General features: G+C 65.3%; 19 protein-coding genes. 15 read left to right on the top strand and 4 right to left on the bottom strand.

The window, feature by feature from the left end:
• The first annotated feature begins 1 nt into the window (after window position 1).
• From bamA to AC07YZ_RS03050, 13 genes are all read left to right on the top strand, one after another.
• Complete coding sequence (gene bamA, locus AC07YZ_RS03110) at window positions 2-2,302, top strand: outer membrane protein assembly factor BamA (protein WP_226492778.1); 2,301 nt, start codon at window positions 2-4, stop codon at window positions 2,300-2,302.
• Window positions 2,302-2,820, top strand: a complete 519-nt coding sequence (locus tag AC07YZ_RS03105) for an OmpH/Skp family outer membrane protein (RefSeq protein WP_413465747.1) — start codon at window positions 2,302-2,304, stop codon at window positions 2,818-2,820. Before bamA ends, AC07YZ_RS03105 begins: the two co-directional genes overlap by 1 nt.
• Before the next feature lie 15 nt (window positions 2,821-2,835).
• Window positions 2,836-3,888, top strand: coding sequence for a UDP-3-O-(3-hydroxymyristoyl)glucosamine N-acyltransferase (lpxD, locus tag AC07YZ_RS03100; protein WP_226492779.1), 1,053 nt, complete (start codon window positions 2,836-2,838; stop codon window positions 3,886-3,888).
• Complete coding sequence (fabZ, locus tag AC07YZ_RS03095; RefSeq protein ID WP_494793665.1) at window positions 3,885-4,325, top strand: 3-hydroxyacyl-ACP dehydratase FabZ; 441 nt, start codon at window positions 3,885-3,887, stop codon at window positions 4,323-4,325. The genes lpxD and fabZ overlap by 4 nt, the downstream gene beginning before the upstream one ends.
• A gap of 18 nt (window positions 4,326-4,343) precedes the next feature.
• Complete coding sequence (gene lpxA, locus AC07YZ_RS03090; protein ID WP_494793664.1) at window positions 4,344-5,138, top strand: acyl-ACP--UDP-N-acetylglucosamine O-acyltransferase; 795 nt, start codon at window positions 4,344-4,346, stop codon at window positions 5,136-5,138.
• A gap of 31 nt (window positions 5,139-5,169) precedes the next feature.
• A complete protein-coding gene (lpxB, locus tag AC07YZ_RS03085) occupies window positions 5,170-6,312 on the top strand; it encodes a lipid-A-disaccharide synthase (RefSeq protein ID WP_494793663.1) in 1,143 nt (380 codons plus the stop codon).
• Window positions 6,284-6,946, top strand: a complete 663-nt coding sequence (gene rnhB / locus AC07YZ_RS03080; RefSeq protein WP_494793662.1) for a ribonuclease HII — start codon at window positions 6,284-6,286, stop codon at window positions 6,944-6,946. Before lpxB ends, rnhB begins: the two co-directional genes overlap by 29 nt.
• Window positions 6,943-7,710 (top strand): TrmH family RNA methyltransferase, encoded by a 768-nt coding sequence (locus tag AC07YZ_RS03075; protein ID WP_494793661.1) that lies wholly within the window; start codon window positions 6,943-6,945, stop codon window positions 7,708-7,710. Before rnhB ends, AC07YZ_RS03075 begins: the two co-directional genes overlap by 4 nt.
• Before the next feature lie 251 nt (window positions 7,711-7,961).
• Window positions 7,962-9,122: a glutamine-hydrolyzing carbamoyl-phosphate synthase small subunit gene (gene carA, locus AC07YZ_RS03070; RefSeq protein WP_494793660.1), complete on the top strand. Its 1,161-nt coding sequence runs from the start codon at window positions 7,962-7,964 to the stop codon at window positions 9,120-9,122.
• 30 nt (window positions 9,123-9,152) lie between these two features.
• Window positions 9,153-9,515: a hypothetical protein gene (locus tag AC07YZ_RS03065; protein ID WP_226492785.1), complete on the top strand. Its 363-nt coding sequence runs from the start codon at window positions 9,153-9,155 to the stop codon at window positions 9,513-9,515.
• A gap of 30 nt (window positions 9,516-9,545) precedes the next feature.
• The gene (gene carB / locus AC07YZ_RS03060) at window positions 9,546-12,797 is read left to right on the top strand and encodes a carbamoyl-phosphate synthase large subunit (RefSeq protein ID WP_226492786.1); all 3,252 of its coding nucleotides are present in this window, start codon (window positions 9,546-9,548) and stop codon (window positions 12,795-12,797) included.
• A gap of 65 nt (window positions 12,798-12,862) precedes the next feature.
• Window positions 12,863-13,837 carry a helix-turn-helix domain-containing protein gene (locus AC07YZ_RS03055; RefSeq protein ID WP_494793659.1) on the top strand — a complete coding sequence of 325 codons (975 nt, stop codon included), beginning with the start codon at window positions 12,863-12,865 and terminating at the stop codon, window positions 13,835-13,837.
• A 126-nt stretch (window positions 13,838-13,963) separates the two neighbouring features.
• Window positions 13,964-14,692 carry an alpha/beta fold hydrolase gene (locus tag AC07YZ_RS03050; RefSeq protein ID WP_494793658.1) on the top strand — a complete coding sequence of 243 codons (729 nt, stop codon included), beginning with the start codon at window positions 13,964-13,966 and terminating at the stop codon, window positions 14,690-14,692.
• Between the two features lie 2 nt (window positions 14,693-14,694).
• Here AC07YZ_RS03050 and AC07YZ_RS03045 read toward each other — a convergent pair whose 3' ends face one another.
• The gene (locus AC07YZ_RS03045; RefSeq protein WP_226492789.1) at window positions 14,695-15,402 is read right to left on the bottom strand and encodes a carbonic anhydrase family protein; all 708 of its coding nucleotides are present in this window, start codon (window positions 15,400-15,402) and stop codon (window positions 14,695-14,697) included.
• Window positions 15,403-15,596: 194 nt separating this feature from the next.
• On the opposite strand from AC07YZ_RS03045, the gene greA reads away from it, so the two are divergent.
• Window positions 15,597-16,073, top strand: coding sequence for a transcription elongation factor GreA (greA, locus tag AC07YZ_RS03040; RefSeq protein ID WP_226492790.1), 477 nt, complete (start codon window positions 15,597-15,599; stop codon window positions 16,071-16,073).
• Between the two features lie 10 nt (window positions 16,074-16,083).
• On the top strand, window positions 16,084-16,542 hold the full coding sequence (locus AC07YZ_RS03035) for a DUF4149 domain-containing protein (protein WP_226492791.1): 459 nt from the start codon (window positions 16,084-16,086) through the stop codon (window positions 16,540-16,542).
• A 104-nt stretch (window positions 16,543-16,646) separates the two neighbouring features.
• Here AC07YZ_RS03035 and folD read toward each other — a convergent pair whose 3' ends face one another.
• From folD to AC07YZ_RS03020, 3 genes are all read right to left on the bottom strand, one after another.
• Window positions 16,647-17,495, bottom strand: a complete 849-nt coding sequence (gene folD, locus AC07YZ_RS03030; protein WP_226492792.1) for a bifunctional methylenetetrahydrofolate dehydrogenase/methenyltetrahydrofolate cyclohydrolase FolD — start codon at window positions 17,493-17,495, stop codon at window positions 16,647-16,649.
• A 74-nt stretch (window positions 17,496-17,569) separates the two neighbouring features.
• A complete protein-coding gene (locus AC07YZ_RS03025) occupies window positions 17,570-18,196 on the bottom strand; it encodes a response regulator transcription factor (RefSeq protein ID WP_226492793.1) in 627 nt (208 codons plus the stop codon).
• Window positions 18,193-20,751, bottom strand: coding sequence for a PAS domain-containing sensor histidine kinase (locus AC07YZ_RS03020; protein ID WP_226492794.1), 2,559 nt, complete (start codon window positions 20,749-20,751; stop codon window positions 18,193-18,195). The genes AC07YZ_RS03025 and AC07YZ_RS03020 overlap by 4 nt, the downstream gene beginning before the upstream one ends.
• Between the last annotated feature and the right edge of the window lie 43 nt (window positions 20,752-20,794).

Genomic DNA, 20,794 nt, shown 5'->3' with positions numbered 1-20,794 from the left:
CATGAAAAAAATCAAAACCGGTCTGCGTGGCCTGACTCTTTCGGCCGTGGCAACGGCGCTGCTCGCGGCCTTGCCGGCCTGGGCAGCCGATCCCTTCACGGTGCGGGACATCCGGGTGGAAGGGCTCCAGCGTGTGGAGCCCGGCACGGTGTTCGCCTCGCTGCCGTTTCGCATCGGGGATCTCTACAACGACGAAAAAGGCTCGACCGCCATCCGTTCGTTGTTTGGCCTGGGCCTGTTCACCGATGTGCGTCTGCAGATCAACGGTGATGTGCTGGTGGTGATCGTCGAAGAGCGGCCCACCGTGGCCGACGTGAGCTTCTCCGGCATCAAGGAGTTCGATGCCGACGTGTTGAAGAAGTCGTTGCGGGATGTGGGGTTGACCGAGGGTCGACCGTTTGACAAGGCGCTGGCGGACCGCGCCGAGCAGGAGCTCAAGCGCCAGTACATCAACCGCAGCATGTACGCAGCGCAGGTGGTGACGACGGTCACGCCCATCGAGCGCAACCGTGTCAACCTGAACTTCAGCGTGGTCGAAGGCGATGTGGCCAAGATTCGCGAAATCCACATAGTGGGCAACCAGGCGTTTCCCGAATCCACCTTGCGCAACCTGTTTGACCTGGACACGGGTGGCTGGTTGAGCTGGTACACCAAGTCCGATCGCTATTCGCGTGCCAAGCTCAACGCCGACCTCGAGAGTCTGCGTTCGTACTACCTCACACGCGGCTACCTTGAGTTCCGCATCGATTCGACCCAGGTGGCGATCACCCCTGAAAAAGAGGCGATGTCGGTCACGATCAACATCACCGAGGGCAAGCGCTATGTGGTGTCCTCGGTGGCACTGGAAGGCGAGTACCTGGGCAAGGAAGAAGAGTTCAAGACGCTGGTGGCGATGCGTGCTGGCGAGGCCTACAACGCCGAGGACGTGACCCGCACGGTCAAGGCCTTCACCGACTACTTTGGCGCCTTTGGGTATGCCTTTGCCCAGGTCGAGGCCACGCCGGAGATCGACCGCGTCAACAACCGGGTCGCGTTTGTGCTGCGGGCCCAGCCGGCCCGGCGGGTCTATGTGCGTCGCATCAACGTCGAGGGCAACAACCGCACGCGCGATGAAGTCATCCGCCGCGAGTTCCGCCAACTGGAGTCGGCCTGGTACGACAGCGACCGCATCCGCCTGTCGCGCGACCGGGTGGACCGGCTGGGGTTCTTCACCGAAGTGGGGATTGATACCGAGCAGGTGCCGGGTTCTCCGGATCAGGTCGATCTGACCGTCTCTGTGGTCGAGAAACCCACCGGCAACCTGTCCATTGGCGCCGGTTATTCCCAGGCGGACAAGCTGTCCTTCATCGGCAGCATCAAGCAGGAAAACGTGTTTGGCAGCGGCAACTACCTGGGGCTGGACCTCAACACCAGCGAGTTCAACCGGCAGTTCGTGCTGAGCACGACCAATCCGTACTTCACGGCCGACGGCATCTCACGCAGCTTCGACCTGTATTACAAGACCACCCGTCCCTACGACGCGCAAGGCGGCGACTATGAAATCTCCACCCCGGGCGTCGGGGTGCGCTTTGGTGTTCCTTTCACCGAAACCGACACCGTGTTTTTCGGTGTCGGCGCCGAGCGTGTGACCGTGGAGGAGGGTGCCGAGCTGCCCGAGGCTTACCGGGACCAGGGTGGCACCTACCTGCCCGCCACGATTGGCTGGGCGCGGGATGGCCGTGACAGCGCGTTGGTGCCCAGCACCGGGCGGCTCCAGCGTTTCAACACCGAAATGGGGTTGGGCGGCGACAGGCGCTACGTCAAGCTGAGCTACCAGTTCCAGCAGTACATTCCGCTCACCAAACAATACACACTGGCGTTCAACACCGAACTCGGTGTCGGCAAGGGTCTGGGGGGCAAGCCTTACCCGGTGCTGCGCAACTTCTATGGTGGTGGTCTGGGCTCCGTGCGCGGTTTCGAGCAGGGCACATTGGGCCCCACTTCCGCCGTCATCGGTTCGACCACGGGAGAGACGGTCAACATCGGTGGTGCGAAGAACTTCGTGCTCAACGCCGAGTTCATTGCGCCCTTCCCGGGGGCGGGCAACGACCGCACCCTGCGGTGGTTTGGATTCTTCGATCTGGGCAACGTGTACGGTGAAGATCAGAAGGTCACCTTCTCCGATATGCGGGCTTCCGTCGGTGTCGGTGTGAGCTGGATTTCACCCATCGGTCCCCTGCGGTTCGCCTATTCCAACCCGGTTCGCAAGTTCTCAGGCGATAGAATCCAAAGATTCCAGTTTCAGATCGGAACCTCTTTTTGATGACGTCTTCTTTCTTTCGTTTCTTCAGCCGGGCGCTGGTGGTTGCGGTCGCGGGTCTGGTGGTGTCGACCGCCATGGCGCAGGACTTCCGCATCGGATTCGTGAACACCGAGCGCATCTTTCGCGAGGCCAATCAGGCCAAGGCCGCGCAGACCAAGCTTGAGCAGGAGTTTTCGCGGCGCGAGAAGGAACTGCAGAATCAGGCCAGCCAGCTCAAGGCGGCCTCCGAGAAGTTCGAGCGCGAAGCGCCCACGCTGCCCGAAGCCCAGCGTGTGACGCGCCAGCGCCAGCTCGTCAACCAGGATCAGGAGTTCCAGCGCAAGCAGCGCGAATTCCAGGAAGACCTCAACCTGCGCAAGAACGAAGAGCTGCAGCAGGTGCTGGAACGCGCGAACCGCGTCATCAAGCAGGTGGCCGAGGCGGAGAAATACGACCTGGTCATTCAGGAAGCGGTCTACATCAATCCCAAGCACGACATCACCGACAAGGTGCTCAGCGGCTTGAACAGCGCCAAGTAAGCGCAGGGCCCGGGCGTGTCGCGGCCACTGGGCTCCATTGTTGCCGCCTTGGGCGGCACGCTTGTCGGCTCACCCGACACCATGATTACCCGCCTGGCTCCGCTGGCCAGTGCGGCACCGGACGAGCTGGCTTTTGTGGCGCAAGCCCGCTATGCCCATCAGATCCGGACCACCCAGGCGGGTGCGCTGGTTGTCACGCCCGCCTTGCAGGACGCAGCTGCTGAGCGCGGCGCCTGCATCGTCACCGACGACCCTTACCTGTACTTCGCGCGGCTCACCCAATGGTGGCGCTCCGAGCATGAGCCTCTGCCCGAGCCCGCCATCGATCCGTTGTCGAGCATCCACCCCCTGGCCGTGATTGAACCGGATGTGGACATCGCCGCCTTCGCGGTCATTGGTGCAGGTGCCCGGGTCGCGCGTGGCGCGCGCATCGGTGCGCATGTGGTGTTGGGGCGCGACGCCGTGGTGGGGCCCGATACCACGCTGCATGCGCGCGTGACCGTGGGTGAGCGCTGCGTGATCGGTGCGCGCTGCACCGTGCACCCGGGGGTGGTGATCGGTGCCGACGGTTTCGGCTTTGCCCCGCACCAGGGGCAGTGGGTCAAGATCGAGCAATTGGGTGCGGTGCGCATTGGCAACGATGTCGAGATCGGAGCCAACACCTGCATCGACCGGGGTGCGCTTGACGACACCGTGATCGAAGACGGGGTCAAGCTCGACAACCTGATCCAGATTGGCCACAACGTGCACATCGGCGCCCACACCGCCATGGCCGGGTGTGTGGGGGTGGCCGGCAGCGCCACCATTGGTGCCCATTGCACCGTGGGTGGTGGTGCGGTGGTGCTGGGGCATCTGAGCCTGGCCGACGGGGTGAACATATCGGCCGCGACGGTGGTGACGCGTTCCATCCGCGAGCCAGGCCACTACACCGGTGTGTTCCCCATCGACGACAATGCGAGCTGGGAAAAGAATGCCGCTTCTCTCAAACAGCTCAACCGCCTGCGCGAACGGCTCAAAGCCGTCGAGCAGGCCATCGCACAAGCATCGAACAACACACCCAAACCATGATGGACATTCACCAGATTCTCAAGCAACTGCCCCACCGTTACCCGTTCCTGCTGGTGGACCGCGTGCTTGAACTCGACAAGGGAAAGAGCATCAAGGCGCTGAAGAACGTCACCATCAACGAACCCTTCTTCATCGGCCATTTTCCCCACCGCCCGGTCATGCCGGGCGTGTTGATGCTGGAGGCCATGGCGCAAGCGGCGGCTCTGCTGGCTTTCGATACCGTGGGTGTGACACCCGATGACAAGACGGTGTATTACTTCGCCGGCATCGATGGCGCCCGCTTCAAGCGCCCGGTTGAACCCGGTGACCAACTGGTGATGGACGTGACGCTGGAGCGAATGAAGGCCGGCATCTTCAAATTCAAGGCCGTCACCCGGGTCGGCACCGAGATCGCCTGCGAGGCCGAGCTGATGTGCACCATGCGCACCATCGCCTGATTCGGCAGGAGGCGTCTCGTGTCCCATATCCATCCCACCGCCCTGGTGGACCCCGCCGCCGAGCTCGATGCGTCGGTCACCGTCGGCCCGTACACGGTGATTGGCCCGCATGTGAAAGTGGGCCCGGGCACCACGATCGGCGCGCACTGCGTGATCGAGGGTCACACCACCATCGGGCGCGACAACCGCATCTTCCAGTTCAACTCGCTGGGCGCGATCCCGCAGGACAAGAAGTACGCGGGTGAACCCTGCGAACTGGTCATCGGGGACCGCAACACCATCCGCGAGTTCTGCACCTTCAACATCGGCTCGCCCACAGGCGGGGCCGTGACCCGTATCGGCAACGACAACTGGATCATGGCCTACGTGCACCTGGCGCACGATTGCCTGGTGGGCGACCACACCATCTTCGCCAACAACTCGCAGCTCGCAGGCCATGTGGTGGTGGACGACTGGGTGATCCTCGGTGGGTTCACCGTGGTGCACCAGTTCGTGCGCATCGGCGCGCATGCCATGACGGCCATGTGCTCGCTGTTGTTCGCCGATCTGCCGCCGTTCGTGATGTGCCAGGGGCAACCCGCCGCCGCGCGCTCGATGAACTTCGAAGGCCTGCGCCGCCGGGGGTTTTCACCCGAGCGCATCGCGGCCGTGAAGGCCATGCACAAGGCGCTGTACCGGGACGACTTGAGGCTTGAGCAGTCCATGGAACGCATCGGTGGCCTGACGGACAAGACCCCCGAGGCCGCGCGCGATGTGGCGATGATGCTGGATTTCCTGCGGCAGGCATCGCCCCAGCGCGGCATCGTTCGCTGATGTGTCGCGCGCTGCGCGATGGAGCACTGAAATGACGCCTTCCAAGCGCTTTGCCCTGGTGGCGGGCGAGACGTCTGGCGATCTTCTGGCGGGTCTGCTGCTGGGTGGTGTCCGGCAGCGCTGGCCCGACCTGACGTCCTTCGGCATCGGCGGCCCCCGGATGGCCGAGCACGGCTTCGAGGCCTGGTGGCCGAGCGAGAAGCTGGCGGTGCGTGGCTATATCGAGGTGTTGCCGAAGATTCGGGAAATCCTGTCCATCCGCAAACAGTTGCGGGATCGACTGCTGTCCGGCGAGCGCCCGGACCTGTTCATCGGCGTCGATGCGCCCGATTTCAACTTCGACCTGGAGGTGGCGCTGAAGGCTGGCGGGATCAGGACCGTGCATTTCGTCTGCCCGTCGTTCTGGGCCTGGCGCCCGAAGAAGGTCCTGAAGCTGCGCCGGAGCGCTGACCACGTGCTGTGCCTGTTCCCGTTCGAGCCCGCCTTGCTCGCGCAGCACGGCATCGACTCCACCTACGTCGGCCACCCCTTGGCCCAGGTGATTCCACTGGAGCCGGACCGCCGGGCGGCGCGCAAACGCCTGGGCCTGGGCGACGACGATACGGTAGTGGCGATCCTGCCGGGCAGTCGGCAGTCGGAGGTGCAGTACATTGCGCGCCGCTTCTTTGACGCAGCCGTGCTCATGCAGCGCCAGCGGCCCGGGCTGCGTTTCGTTGTGCCGGCCCTGCCGGCGCTGCGGCCGCGCATCGACGGACTGGTACGCGCCAGCGGGCTGCAGGGCGTGACGGTGCTGGACGGTCGTTCGCACGATGCGCTGGCGGCGTGCGACGCGACCTTGATCGCCAGCGGCACGGCCACGCTGGAGGCCGCGTTGTTCAAGCGGCCCATGGTGATCGCGTACAACATGAACTGGCTGTCGTGGCAGATCATGCGGCGCAAGCAATTGCAGCCCTGGGTGGGTCTGCCCAACATCTTGTGTGGCGAGTTTGTCGTGCCCGAACTGCTGCAGGATGCCGCCACGCCCCAGGCCCTGGCGCGCGGTGTGCTGGACTGGCTCGACGCGCCTGAGAGAATCACCACCTTGCAGCAGCGTTTCACCACGCTGCACCACACCCTGAAGCGCGACACCGCCCAACTCGCCACCGATGCGATCGAAAAAGTTCTTCAAAGCTGAGCAGGCCGCGCTGGTCTGGGATGTGCCTGGTCTGGTCGCGGGGGTGGACGAGGCCGGTCGCGGACCGTTGGCCGGGCCGGTGGTGGCCGCGGCCGTGATTCTGGACGACCTCAAACCGATCAAGGGGCTGGCCGATTCCAAACAGCTCACGGCCAAACGGCGCGAAAAGCTGTACGACGAAATTCGCGCCAAGGCCTTGTGTTGCAGCATCGCACATGCGACGGTGGAGGAGATCGATCGCCTCAACATCCTGCAGGCCACGATGCTGGCCATGCAGCGCGCGGTGCAGGGGCTGCGGCTCAAACCGACCAAGGTGCTGGTGGACGGCAACCGCCTGCCGGCGCTGGACGTGCTGGCCGAGGCCATCGTCTCGGGCGATGCGCTCGTGTCGGCTATCTCGGCGGCCTCCATTCTGGCCAAGGTTTCGCGCGATCGCATGCTGCTGGAGCTGCATGCCCTGCACCCCGAGTTTGGCTTTGACCGACACAAGGGCTATGGCACCGCGCAACACCTGCAGGCGTTGCAGACGCATGGGGCGCTGGCGGCCCATCGCCGCTCGTTCGCGCCGGTGGCACGTGCGCTGGACGCCGCCGCCATCGTCGAGGCGTCCCGCGTTGCGGCGAAAACCCCATGAACACACCGCTTTCCGTCACCTCGCGCGACAACCCGCTGCTCAAGCGGCTGCGGCTGTTGGCGCAGGACAGCACGGCCTATCGAAAGCAGGGCCAGGTCTGGCTCGAGGGCGACCACCTGTGCCGGGCGCTGCTGGCGCGTGGGCACCGGCCGGCCACGGCGGTGTTCACCGAAAACTTCTGGCCCCAGGCACCGCACGACCTGCGCGACGCCGCCGACCACATCGTCACCGTGCCCGATGGGCTGATGGCAGGCATCAGCGGGCTTGAGTCCCCCTCTGGCGTGGGTTTTGTCTGGAATTTGCCCGAGACGGGTGGGCTGCGGGCGGACGGCGCCACCGTGGTGCTCGACCGCCTGCAGGATGCCGGCAACGTCGGCTCCATCCTGCGCAGCGCAGCAGCCATGGGGTTTGCTCAGGTGCTGGCGCTCAAAGGAACGGCGGCCTTGTGGTCACCCAAGGTGCTGCGTGCCGGCATGGGCGCGCACTTTGGGTTGCATCTGGTTGAAGGGCTGTCGGTGGACGACCTGGGCGCGTTGTCGGTGCCGCTGCTCGTCACCAGTTCCCACGAAGGCGATTTTCTGCACCAGGCCCGTCTGCCCTGGCCCTGTGCCTGGGTGTTGGGCCACGAAGGGCAGGGCGTGAATGCCGCATTGCAGACCATGGCCTCGCAGTCGGTGCGCATCGCGCAGCCGGGCGGTGAAGAGTCGCTCAACGTGGCCGCCGCCGCCGCCATCTGCCTGCACGCCAGCGCGACCGGTCGCTGAGGGTTTTTTTGCACCCGTTCCCGGGGCTGGGGCAGCTGAAACCGGCCGGTGGGAACAGGCCCTCAGGCTATAATTCCGGGGTTTACCCGCAATCGGCGCAACCCCTGCGTCCGCCCCGGCTTCCTGCCCAGGTTCACCGCCTCCACTCACCACGTTTTGGTCGCCCGAGACGCCGTGAAAAGCTGCGGATCCTCCCTGGTTGTGCCCCATGGCGGGCGCGGATGCACCCACAAAATCATCTGGAGAAAACCGTGCTTCCCGTCCATCCGAAAGCCCTTCTCGCGCTCGCCGACGGCACGGTCTTTACAGGCATTTCCATCGGCGCGACCGGCCAGACCACGGGCGAGGTGGTGTTCAACACCGCGCTCACCGGTTACCAGGAAATCCTCACCGATCCGAGCTACTGCCAGCAAATCGTCACGCTCACGTACCCGCACATCGGCAACACCGGTGTCAACCGTGAAGACGTGGAGGCCTCGCGCGTCCATGCCGCCGGCCTGATCATCAAAGACCTGCCCCTCCTCGCGTCCAACTTCCGCAGTGAAGAGACGCTGTCGCACTACCTGCAGCGCGAAGGCACCGTGGCCATCGCCGACCTCGACACCCGCGCGCTCACGCGCCGCCTGCGCACCCATGGCGCGCAGAACGGTTGCATCCTTGCACTGGCCCCGGGCGAGTCCATCACCGACGAGCACCGTGCCCGCGCCCTGGCCGCTGCCCAGGCCGCGCCCAACATGGCCGGCCAGGACCTGGCCAAGGTGGTGTCGGCCCGGGAACCCTACGCCTGGACCCAGACCGAGTGGCAACTGGGTTTTGGCTACGGCGAGCAGATCGCCCCGCGTTTCCATGTGGTGGCCTACGACTTCGGGGTCAAGCACAACATCCTGCGCATGCTGAGTGCACGCGGGTGCAAGATCACCGTGGTGCCGGCGCAGACGTCCGCGTCCGACGTGTTCAAACTCAAACCCAGCGGCGTGTTCCTGTCCAACGGCCCGGGCGACCCGGAACCTTGCGACTACGCAATCGCCGCCACACGCGAAATCATCGACAGCGGCGTGCCCACCTTTGGCATCTGCCTGGGCCACCAGATCATGGCCTTGGCCAGTGGTGCCAAGACCTTCAAGATGAAGTTCGGCCACCACGGTGCCAATCACCCGGTGAAGGACCTGGACAGCGGTCGCGTGAGCATCACCAGTCAGAACCACGGCTTTGCGGTGGACGAGAAAGACCTGCCCGCCACCCTGCGCGCCACCCATGTGAGCCTGTTCGACGGCACACTGCAGGGACTGGCCCGCACCGACCGGCCCGCGTTCTGCTTCCAGGGCCACCCGGAGGCCTCGCCCGGCCCGCACGACATCGGCTACCTGTTCGATCGTTTCATCGAGCTGATGCAGAAACACGCCGTTGCCTGACAGCGGCCGAGCCCCACCTGGAACGCCTTCATGAAACTCTTCAGTTTTCCGGTCTTCGCCATTGAAAAGGCGATCGCCAAGCGCATGCTCTCGCTGGAGTCGCCGCACCGCGACTGGTTCGCGCAGCGCTGGGCGCAAAAGCCGTACCGCAAGGCCTTCGTGGAAAACAAGGCCATGCCCCTGGTGACCCTGCTCGCCAAGGGCAAGACCTGGGACGACGAGACCTTCAACACCGAGATGGCCGCCTGGGACGCGTTGTTCTACCCGGCGGAGGTCGAGGTGCTGCGCCCCATGATCGAAGGCGACGGCCTGCTGCAGCTGATGCAGAAAAACGTGCCCGTCGAGCGCATCCAGGCGCTGCTGAACAAACTGGACACCCAGCGCCAGGGCTGAAGCCCGCGCAACAAGACACACAAGCGAACCATGCCCAAAAGAACAGACATCCAGACCGTCCTCATCATCGGCGCCGGCCCGATCATCATCGGCCAGGCCTGTGAGTTCGACTACTCCGGCGTGCAGGCCTGCAAGGCCCTGCGCGAAGAGGGCTACAAGGTCATCCTGATCAACAGCAACCCCGCCACGATCATGACCGACCCGGCCACGGCCGACGTCACCTACATCGAACCCATCACCTGGCAGACGGTGGAGAAGATCATCGCCAAGGAGCGCCCGCTCAACGGCGGCGGCTTCGCGATCCTGCCGACCATGGGCGGGCAGACGGCGCTGAACTGCGCGCTCGACCTCTGGCACCACGGCGTGCTCGCCAAGTACGACGTCGAGCTGATCGGCGCCACGCCCGAAGCGATCGACAAGGCCGAAGACCGCCTGAAGTTCAAGGACGCCATGACCAAGATCGGTCTGGGTTCCGCGCGTTCGGGCATCGCCCACAGCATGGAAGAGGCCTGGGGTGTGCAGAAGACCGTGGGCTTCCCGGTCGTGATCCGCCCCAGCTTCACGCTCGGCGGCACCGGTGGCGGCATCGCCTACAACCCGGAAGAATTCGAGACCATCTGCAAGCGCGGCCTGGAAGCCTCGCCGACCAACGAGCTGCTGATCGAAGAATCGCTGCTCGGCTGGAAAGAGTACGAGATGGAAGTGGTGCGCGACAAGGCGGACAACTGCATCATCATCTGCTCGATCGAAAACCTGGACCCGATGGGCGTGCACACCGGTGACTCGATCACCGTGGCGCCTGCCCAGACGCTGACCGATAAGGAATACCAGATCCTGCGCAACGCCTCGCTGGCCGTGCTGCGCGAAATCGGTGTCGACACCGGTGGCTCCAACGTGCAGTTCTCCATCAACCCGGCCGACGGCCGCATGGTGGTGATCGAGATGAACCCGCGCGTGTCGCGCTCCTCGGCCCTGGCCTCCAAGGCCACAGGTTTCCCGATCGCCAAGGTCGCGGCCAAGCTGGCCGTGGGCTATACGCTGGACGAGCTGCGCAACGAAATCACCGGTGGCGCCACGCCGGCGTCGTTCGAGCCCTCGATCGACTACGTGGTCACCAAGATCCCGCGTTTCGCCTTCGAGAAGTTCCCGGCCGCTGACAGCCGCCTGACCACGCAGATGAAGAGCGTGGGTGAGGTCATGGCCATGGGCCGCACTTTCCAGGAGTCGTTCCAGAAGGCCCTGCGCGGCCTGGAAGTGGGCGTGGACGGCATGAACGAAAAGACCCAGGACCGCGAGATCCTGGAGCGGGAACTGGGCGAGCCCGGCCCCGAGCGCATCTGGTACGTGGGCGACGCCTTTGCCGCCGGCTGGACCATCGACGAAGTGCACCACTTCACCAAGATCGACAAGTGGTTCCTGGTGCAGATCGAAGAGATCGTGAAGATCGAACTCGCGCTGGAAAAGACCAGCCTCGACGCCATCGACGCCGAGACCCTGCGTGGTCTGAAGAAGAAGGGCTTCTCGGACCGCCGCCTCGCCAAGCTGCTCAAGACCACCGACGCCGCCGTGCGCGCGCGCCGCATCGCGCAGAACATCCGCCCGGTCTACAAGCGTGTGGACACCTGCGCGGCCGAGTTCGCCACCGACACCGCCTACCTGTACTCGACCTACGAGGGCCATGGCGACGGCGAGTGCGAAGCCGAGCCGACGACCAACAAGAAGATCATGGTGCTCGGCGGCGGCCCCAACCGCATCGGCCAGGGCATCGAATTCGACTACTGCTGCGTGCACGCCGCGCTGGCGATGCGCGAAGACGGGTACGAGACCATCATGGTCAACTGCAACCCCGAAACCGTGTCCACCGACTACGACACCTCCGATCGCCTGTACTTCGAGCCGCTGACGCTGGAAGACGTGCTGGAGATCGTGGACAAGGAAAAGCCCACCGGCGTGATCGTGCAGTACGGCGGCCAGACGCCTTTGAAGCTGGCGCTCGGCCTGGAAGCCGCGGGCGTGCCCATCATCGGCACCAGCCCCGACATGATCGACGCGGCCGAAGACCGTGAGCGTTTCCAGAAGCTGCTGCACGAATTGAAGCTTCGCCAGCCGCCCAATGCCACGGCGCGCGCCGAACCCGAGGCGCTGGAAAAAGCCGCCGCCCTGGGCTACCCGCTGGTGGTGCGCCCTAGCTACGTGCTCGGTGGCCGCGCGATGGAAATCGTGCACGAGCAGCGCGACCTGGAGCGCTACATGCGCGAAGCGGTGAAGGTGAGCAACGATTCGCCGGTGCTGCTGGACCGTTTCCTGAACGACGCCATCGAGTGCGACGTGGACGCGATCCGCGACCACACCGGCCGCGTCTTCATCGGCGGCGTGATGGAACACATCGAGCAGGCCGGCGTGCACAGCGGCGACTCCGCCTGTTCGCTGCCGCCGTACTACCTGAAGCAAGCCACGGTGGACGAACTCAAGCGCCAGACCGCGGCGATGGCCGAAGGTTTGAACGTAATCGGCTTGATGAACGTGCAGTTTGCCATCCAGGAAGTGGACGGCCAGGACGTGATCTACGTGCTGGAGGTCAACCCGCGTGCCTCGCGCACGGTGCCCTTCGTCTCCAAGGCCACGGGTATCCAGTTGGCCAAGGTGGCGGCACGTTGCATGGCCGGCCAGTCGCTCGATGCCCAGGGTATCGGCGCCGAAGTCACCCCGCCGTACTTCAGCGTGAAAGAGGCAGTGTTCCCGTTCGTCAAGTTCCCCGGCGTGGACACCATTCTCGGCCCCGAGATGAAGTCCACCGGCGAAGTCATGGGCGTGGGCAAGACCTTTGGCGAAGCCTTCGTCAAGAGCCAGCTCGGCGCCGGCACCAAACTGCCGACCTCGGGTACGGTGTTCCTGACCGTGAAGAACAGCGACAAGCCCCGCGCCGTGGAGATCGCCCGCGAGCTGGTGGCCATGGGTTTTGAACTCGTGGCCACGCGCGGCACGGCAGCGGCCATTGCCGCGGCCGGTGTGCCGGTGCAGACGGTGAACAAGGTGACCGAGGGCCGCCCGCACATCGTCGACTCGATCAAGAACAATCAGATCGCGCTGGTCATCAACACGGTGGAAGAGCGCCGCAATGCCATCACCGACTCGCGCGCCATCCGCACCTCGGCCCTGCTGGCCCGTGTGACCACCTTCACGACCATCGCCGGCGCGGAAGCCGCCGTTGAGGGCATGAAGTACCTGGACAACCTGGGCGTGATTTCGGTGCAGGAGATGCACGCGCAGCTGGCGGCCTGAGCGCCATCTGCCGGAGAGGGACTTCCCCTCTTGAATGCCACGGGCATGGGCGCTAGATTGCGGCCATGCCCGTTGTTCTTGCCGCAGCCGAGCCCTGTGTCCGGGAATGGACCACCGCGCAAGCCAGACCCGCCGAGCGGCTGGACTATTGGGTCGGTGCGATCTGCGAGGCTTTTCTGGAGATGGACTGCAGCTCGCGCCAGGCGCCCGCTTTTGAAGGTCGCCTGACCAGCGTTGGCGTGGGGCCGGTGTCGTTCAACCAGGTGCAGGCATCCACCCAGGACGTTTTCCGCACCCGTGCCGGCATCACCCGCGGTGCGCAGCACCCGTTCTATCTGATCACCCAGCGTCTGACGCCCTGGCACGTGCGCCAGGGCGGGCACGGGGTGCAGCTGCGTCCGGGCGATGGCGTGCTGGTGGACTCGGCACAGCTCTACGAACTGCATTTCCCCGAAGCGGTGAACGGCTTGTCGATCCAGCTGCCGCGGGCCTGGGTGGGGCAGTGGTTGGCACGGGTGGACGACCCGGCGCCGCGTGTGGTCCACCGGGACCAAGGCTGGGGCCAGGCTTTGTCGGCCTTGTCGCTGCAGTTCGCCGCCGACCCGCTGTTGTCCGCGCGGTACCCGGCGGGACTGCTGTGCGACCAGCTGGGTGCGATGCTGGCGGCTACGCTGGAGCCAGAACCTTCGAGGCCTGTGGCGCCCGCGCACGACCTGCGACAGCGGGCGCAGCGGCTGTTGCAGGATGTGCTGGATCAGCCGGGCCTCACCTCAGAGCGCGTGGCCGCGCTGCTGGGGGTTTCGGTGCGCAGCCTGCACCGGGCTTTTGCCGCCGGCTCCACCAGCTTTGCGCTCAGCCTTCGCCAACTGCGCCTGGAGCGTGCCGCGCAGCTGCTCGCCCAGCCACGCCTGGCCCACGTCACGGTGGCCGAACTGGGGCGGCGCTGCGGCTACGCCGACGCGTCCCATTTCGTGCGCGAGTTCCAGCGCCACCACCGGACCACGCCCGCGCGCTGGCGGCGCGAACGGCTGTCGCGTTGAGATTCTTCTGGCGCGCATGGGCCATGTTGGTGGCACGGTGGCGCCATTGCCAATCGCCTTCTCTGTTTACGCTCTTCGTCGGTGCTCCGGCCCTTGCCGGAGCCAGCAACCCGATGGAGACACACAATGGCAGATACCTATGTTCTGGTGCACGGCGCATGGCACACCGGTGAACAATTGGAACCCGTCGCGAGCCACCTGCGCGCGCGTGGGCATGTGGTGCATTGCCCCACGCTGGCGGGCAATCGGCCGGGCGACGACTGTTCCGTGCTGGGTTTGAGCGAAGCGGCACAGTCGCTGGTGGACTTCCTCGTGCAGCACGATCTGCGCGACGTGCGGCTGATGGGGCACAGCTACGGCGGCATGGTCATCAGCAAAGCCGTCGATGTGGTGCCGGAGCGCATCGCCCGGCTGGTCTACTGGAACGCGTTCGTGCCGCTCAGCGGTGAATGTCTCAACGACATGGCGCCGCCGCCGTACAAAGCGCTGTTCGATGCGGTCGCGGCAGGCAACGGCAACGCCGTGATGCTGCCGTACCCGATCTGGCGCGAGGCCTTCATCAACGACGCCGACGCCGCGCTGGCCCGAAGCGCCTACGACCAGCTCAACCCGCAGCCCTACCGCACCTTCACCGAGCCCGTGCGGCTGCAGACCGAGCTCGCCGCCAAGCCCCTGGGCAAAAGTTACCTGCTCTGCACCGAAGACACCGCCATGCCACACAGCATGCCCTGGCATCCCCGGTTGTCCGAGCGGCTGGGGCTGTTTCGCCTGGTGGCCTGCTCGGGCAGCCACGAGTTGTGCTTCACCAACCCGGAGCTGCTGGCGCAGAAAATCGAGGAGGCCGGGCGCGACTGAACTCAGGCGAACCAGGAAATCTGGCCGGTGGCCACGTCGTGCATGGCCGAGACGATCTTTACCTTGCCGTCCTTGACCTGCTGGGCAATCACATCGCTGCGGGTCAGGATCGCGGTCGCGGCGTCGCGCGCGTTCTGATCGGCCACCTTCTGCACCAGGGCCTTGTCCTTGGAGCTGGGGACACCCTGGTAGTTGAGCTTCTCCAGCGAGGGGCGGATGTTGGCGAGGGTGGCCGTGAGGTTGCCCAGCTTGACGTTGTCCACGGTGCCCTTGACCGCGCCGCAGTCCGAATGCCCGAGGATGACGATGAGTTTGGACCCCGCGGCTGCGGTCGCGTATTCGAGGCTGCCGATGATGTCCGTGTTCACGAAATTGCCCGCAACGCGTGCGGAAAAGATGTCGCCGATGCGCTGATCGAACACCAGCTCGGGCGGCACACGGCTGTCCATGCACCCGACGATGGCGGCGAACGGGGCCTGTCCCGTTGCCGTGTCCCTCACCTGTTTCAACAGGTCGCAGTTGACGGTCTTTCCCGTGACAAAGCGCGCGTTGCCATCCTTCAGGCGTTGCAGGGCGTCATCGGGGGACAGCCCGGCCTGTGTTTCCTTGGTGAAGACGGCGCAGCTCTGCTGGGCCTGCGCGGTGCCCGCGGTCGCGATGCCGGCCAGGGTGACGAGTTGTCCAATGGACTGGCGACGGTTCAACAACATGGTGGATCCTCCCGAAATATGAAATGGGACGCCACGATACTGGAAAATCCCGAAAACCGAAATCCTCTCGATGGGCTTGACCATGAAGGCATAATCAGGTCCTCCACACCGCCGACCGGCAACGCTCGGCGGTTTCCTTTTGTACCCCTGCAGACCCCCGTTGTTTGCGTGCTGAGATCTCACGGAGCACTGTCATGGCCACCATTCCCATCACCAAGCGCGGCGCTGAAAAACTCAAGGACGAGTTGCAGCGTCTCAAGACCGTGGATCGCCCATCGGTGATCGGCGCCATCGCCGAAGCCCGCGCACAGGGTGACCTGAGCGAAAACGCCGAATACGACGCGGCCAAGGACCGCCAGGGTTTTATTGAAGGCCGCATCGCCGAAATCGAAGGCAAGCTTTCGGCCGCCCAGATCATTGACCCGGCCAGCGTGGACGCGGGTGGCCGGGTGGTGTTTGGCGCCACGGTGGAACTGGAAGACGAGGACAGCGGCGCGGCCATGACCTATCAGATCGTGGGTGAGGACGAGGCCGACCTGAAGCTGGGGCTGGTCAACATCAGCAGCCCGATCGCGCGTGCGCTGATCGGTAAGGAAGAGGGCGACGTGGCCGAGGTGCAGGCACCGGGCGGCACGCGGCGCTACGAAATCGTGACCGTGCGCTACGAGTGAAGGCCGCGTGATGCAGCGGTTGGCGGTGTTTGTGGCCGCTCTCTGGTGGGGCGGCCTCTCGGGCCTGAGTTTTGTCGCCGTGCCGACGCTGTTCGCCAGTCTGGGCAGCCCGGCGGTGGCTGGCCCGGTGGCCGCGAAACTGTTTTCCCTGCAATGCTGGGCCGGGCTTTTGCTGGGTCTGGCCTTGCTGCTGATCTTGCGCCGTCAGCGTTCAATGGGGCAGTTTCCGCTGGCGGGTGAAACCGTGGACCCGCAGCGCCTGGAGGCCATGCAGCGCGTGCTGACCACCATGGGGTTCGTGCTGGCGGCTATGCTGCTGGCGCTGTTGCAGGAATTCGGTGTGGCACAGAAGATCGTTTCTGCCCGCGCCACCGGCGGCAATCTGCGCCTGTGGCACAGCGTGGGCAGCGTGATGGTGCTGGGTCAGTGGTTGTGCGCCGGAGCGGTGCTCTGGCGCGTATCGAAGTAACCCCCGCGCCGCCTGCGGCGTCACCCCCAAGGGGGCGGCACTGACGGCCCGGCTAAGCCGGTTCCGCGGTGCCCTGGGCCCAGGTTCTCGCGCGTCGGAGAGGCTTACTTCAAGCGTTCAGCGGACTCTAAGGTGTTGACCATCAGCATGGTGATGGTCATGGGGCCGACGCCCCCGGGCACCGGGGTGATGTAGCCCGCCACTTCCTTGACACCCTCGAAGTCCACGTCGCCGCAGAGCTTGCCCTCGTCGTTGCGGTTCATGCCCACGTCGATCACCACGGCGCCGGGTTTGACCATGTCGGCGGTCAACACGTTGCGCTTGCCCACGGCGGCGACGATCACGTCGGCCTGCAGCGTCATGGCTTTCAGATCCTGCGTGCCGCTGTGGCAGATGGTGACGGTGGCATTTTTCTGCAGCAGCATCAGCGCCATGGGTTTGCCCACGATGTTGCTGCGGCCGATCACGACCGCGTGTTTGCCTTTGAGCTCGTAGCCGATGGACTCCAGCATCTTCATGCAGCCGTAGGGCGTGCAGGGCCAGAAGCCGGGCAGGCCGGTCATCAGCGCGCCGGCGCTGGCGATGTGGAAGCCATCGACGTCTTTGGTGGGTGAGATCGCTTCGATCACCTTCTGTGCGTCGATGTGCGCGGGCAGCGGCAATTGCACCAGGATGCCGTGGATGCTCGCATCGTGGTTGAGCGCGTCCACCCGGGCCAGCAGTTCGGCCTCGGACATGGTCGCGGGCCAGCGCTCCAGCACCGAGTGCATGCCCGTGTCTTCGCAGGCTTTGACCTTGTTGCGCACATAGACCTGCGAGGCCGGGTTCTCGCCCACCAGGATCACGGCCAGGCCAGGGGTGATGCCTTGGGTCTTGAGGGCCGCCACGCGCGCGCTGACGTCGGCGCGCAGTTGGCGGGAGAGGGCGTTGCCGTCGATCAGTTGGGCGGTCATGGTGGTGTGGGGATGGGGTTGAAAAACGGAAACGCCCGCCAGTATGGGCGGGCGTTGGGGAGTTGGTTGCCGGTTCAGGCTTTTGCGGGTGTTTGTCCCAGAGCGATCTTGAGCAGGTCGGCCACGGTGTTGGCGCCGAGCTTTTCCATGATGTTGGCGCGGTGCGCCTCCACCGTCTTGATGCTGATGCCCAGGTCGTCGGCGATCTGCTTGTTCAGGCGCCCGGCGACGATGCGTTCGAGCACCTGGGCTTCGCGGCTGGTCAGTTTGGAGAGCAGCGCATCGCGGCTGGCGGCCTGCTGGTAGGTGGCGAAGGCGTCCTTGGCGTGCTCCAGCATGCGTTCGACGAGCGCCACCAACTGGTCTTCCTTGAACGGCTTCTGGATGAAGTCCAGCGCACCGCGCTTCATGGACTCCACCGCCATGGGCACGTCGCCGTGGCCGGTGATGAAGACGATGGGCAGCGGCGACTGGCGCTCGATCAGGCGTTCCTGGAGCTCCATACCGGTCATGCCACCCATGCGGATGTCGGCGATCAGGCAGGCCACTTCGCGCGTGTCGTAGCGACTCAGGAAGGCTTCGGCGGATTCAAAGCAACGGACCCGGTAGTCTTTGCCTTCGAGCAGCCATTGCAGGGAGTCTCGGACGGCTTCGTCGTCATCGACCACGTAGACGATACCTTTTTTGGGGATCAAACTCATCTGGCTCTTTCAGTGTCCGTCAACGACTGCGTGGCGGGGCCGTCCACTGTGCCGTCTGTGCGCAGTCGCGAGACCACGGGAATCCAGAAGCTGAAGCAGCAGCCCACCACCTCTTCGCCATTGTAGATGTTCTGAACCTGCATCCTTCCGTGGTGCGACTCCACGATGCTGCGGCACAGCTTGAGGCCGATGCCCATGCCCTCGCTCTTGGTGCTGTAGAAGGCTTCGTAGATGCGTTCGATCATCTCGTCGGGCACGCCGTTGCCGGAGTCGCGCACCGAGAACTCAACCACGTCCTGGTCGTCTTGCCGGCGCGGACCCACGCGCAGCTCCACGTAGCGCTCGCCCGGCGGGCGACCCGCCTGCGCGATCGCCTCGCCGGCGTTCTTCAGCAGGTTGATGAGCACCTGTTCGATCAGGATCGGGTCCACCATCAGACTGGGCAGGCGCGCGGCCACGTAGGGCGAGAGCCGCACCTGCTGGCGGCGCAGTTCGATGTCGGCCAGCTCGATGGCGTTGCTCACCATCAGCGCCACGTCCGACGGCGTCGGGTTGGGTTCGCTGCGTTTCACGAAGGCGCGGATGCGCTGGATGATCTGGCCGGCGCGCTGTGCCTGGCGGGCGGTCTTCTCCAGCGCGCCCAGCAGTTCTTCCGGGCTGATGCGTTGTTCCTGCACGCGCGAGATCATGCCGTTGCAGTAGTTGCTGATGGCGGTCAGTGGCTGGTTGAGCTCGTGGGCCACGCTCGACGCCATCTCGCCCATGGTGATCAGGCGGCTCGCGGTCTGTGCGCGTTCGGCCTGGCGGGAAGCCTGCTCCTCCGCGTTGCGCCGTGGCGTGATGTCGCTGGCGATCACCATCTGCGCCAGCCGGCCGTCCACCCAGGTGAGGTAGCGCGTGCGCACCTCCAGCCAGCGGTCGAGCTCTTCCACGAACACCTCGGCGTTCTCGGAGCCGGCGTCGGTCAGTGTGTCGGTGGGCATGCCGGCAAAGGCATCCACCGCATCGCCATCGTCCGGATTGGGCGTGGGCTGGGTGCCGGCCAGATCCACCAGATGCCGGTGGCCCTGGCCGCGGGTGCCGAACCACAGGCGGTACATCTTGTTGGCGAACAGCATCTCGTCGCTGCCCAGCGGCGCCACCGACACGGCCGAGTCCAGGCTCTCCAGCACGGTGGTGAAGCGCTCATAGGATGCCGAGAGTTCCTCGCGGATGCGCTTGGGCTCGGTGATGTCGGTCATGGACGTCATCCAGCCGGTCTGGTGTCCTTTGGGGTCGATCAGCGGCGAGACGTACATGCGGGCGTCGAAGATGCTGCCGTCGCGCCGCTGCACGCGCACCTCGAAGCCCCCCGGCGTGGAGCGGCCATTGAGCTCGTCTTCCAGGCGCGCGGCCAGTTGGTCGTGGTCCTCGTCGGGCCAGTATGGGAAGGGGGCGGTGCGGCCCACCAGCTCGCTTTCGGTCCAGCCGGTCATGGAGCAGAACGCCGGGTTCACGTAGGTGATGCGGCCCTGAATGTCGAGCGCGCGCATGCCGGTGAGCATGGAGTTTTCCATCGCGCGCCGGAAGTTGGTCTCGGCCACCAATGCCTGCTGCGCCTGCACGCGCCGGCGCGTGTGGCGCCACGTGCCCAGCAGCATCCACACGGTGAGCGCGCTCAGGGCCCCGATGACCCAGAAGAAGCCGCTGCCCACGATGTCCTGCGAGGTCCGGTAACCCTGCGCCTTGAGGATCAGCCCGTTGCCCACGGGCGAGACGGGCGCCTCGTGTTCCAGCGCCTGGTTGGACCAGGGCAGCAGGCGCAGCACGGTGTTGGGGGCCTGCAGGCTGCCGGCGAGCACCCGCCCGCGGTCGTCCAGCAGCGCCACCGCGTAGCGCGCCATGATCTCGGGCGGCATGCCGAAACGCATCAGGCCGTCGATGGAGTATTCGCCCATGACCGTGCCGGCAAAACGCCCCTGTTCGCTCAGGGGCACCTGCAGCATCAGGGTGGCCGTGCGTGGGTCTTCCCCCAAAGGCCGGGAGTAGATGGGCTGACGCAGGTCGCGCGCCAGATCGAAGGAGCCATCGGTCTCGTTGGGCGCGAGTGTGCTGCCGGTCGGGCGGATCAGCGACGGCGGTGCACTGGGCGACGCATAGCCCGCCACCACGTTGCGGCGGGTATCGACCCAGCTGATCGCCAGCAGTTCGGGGAACTGGCTGATCAGGGACTCGACCTGGAACACGAACTCTTCGGTGGAGATCTCCTTGTTGTCCACTTCGCGCGCCAGACGCATCAGCTGTTCCTGGCGCTCCAGCAGGCGCAGGCGAAGGCGCTGCTGCGCGTATTCCACATCGCGTGTGACCGCCTCCTGCTCGCGCTCCAACTCCTCGTAGCGCAGGTAGGTGATGGCCACCGCGATCGCCGAGAGGAATAACAACACCGCCAGCAGGGGCGCAAGTGTGGCGAAGCGGTCCTGCCGTGAAGGCGGCAGGCGCCGCCACCAGCGCTTCCACCAGTTGGTGCTGGGTGTCCGGGGCGGGGGGCTGGGGGGATGGCTGGGCAGGGGAATCATGGGTCTTTGAGTCTACGTGAGAGCATGCCGTTGCCGGCGTGAA

The organism is Hydrogenophaga sp. GW101-3F08, assembly GCF_059424585.1.
Note: the sequence above shows the minus strand (reverse complement) of the source record. Positions and strands in the feature narration are given on the sequence as shown.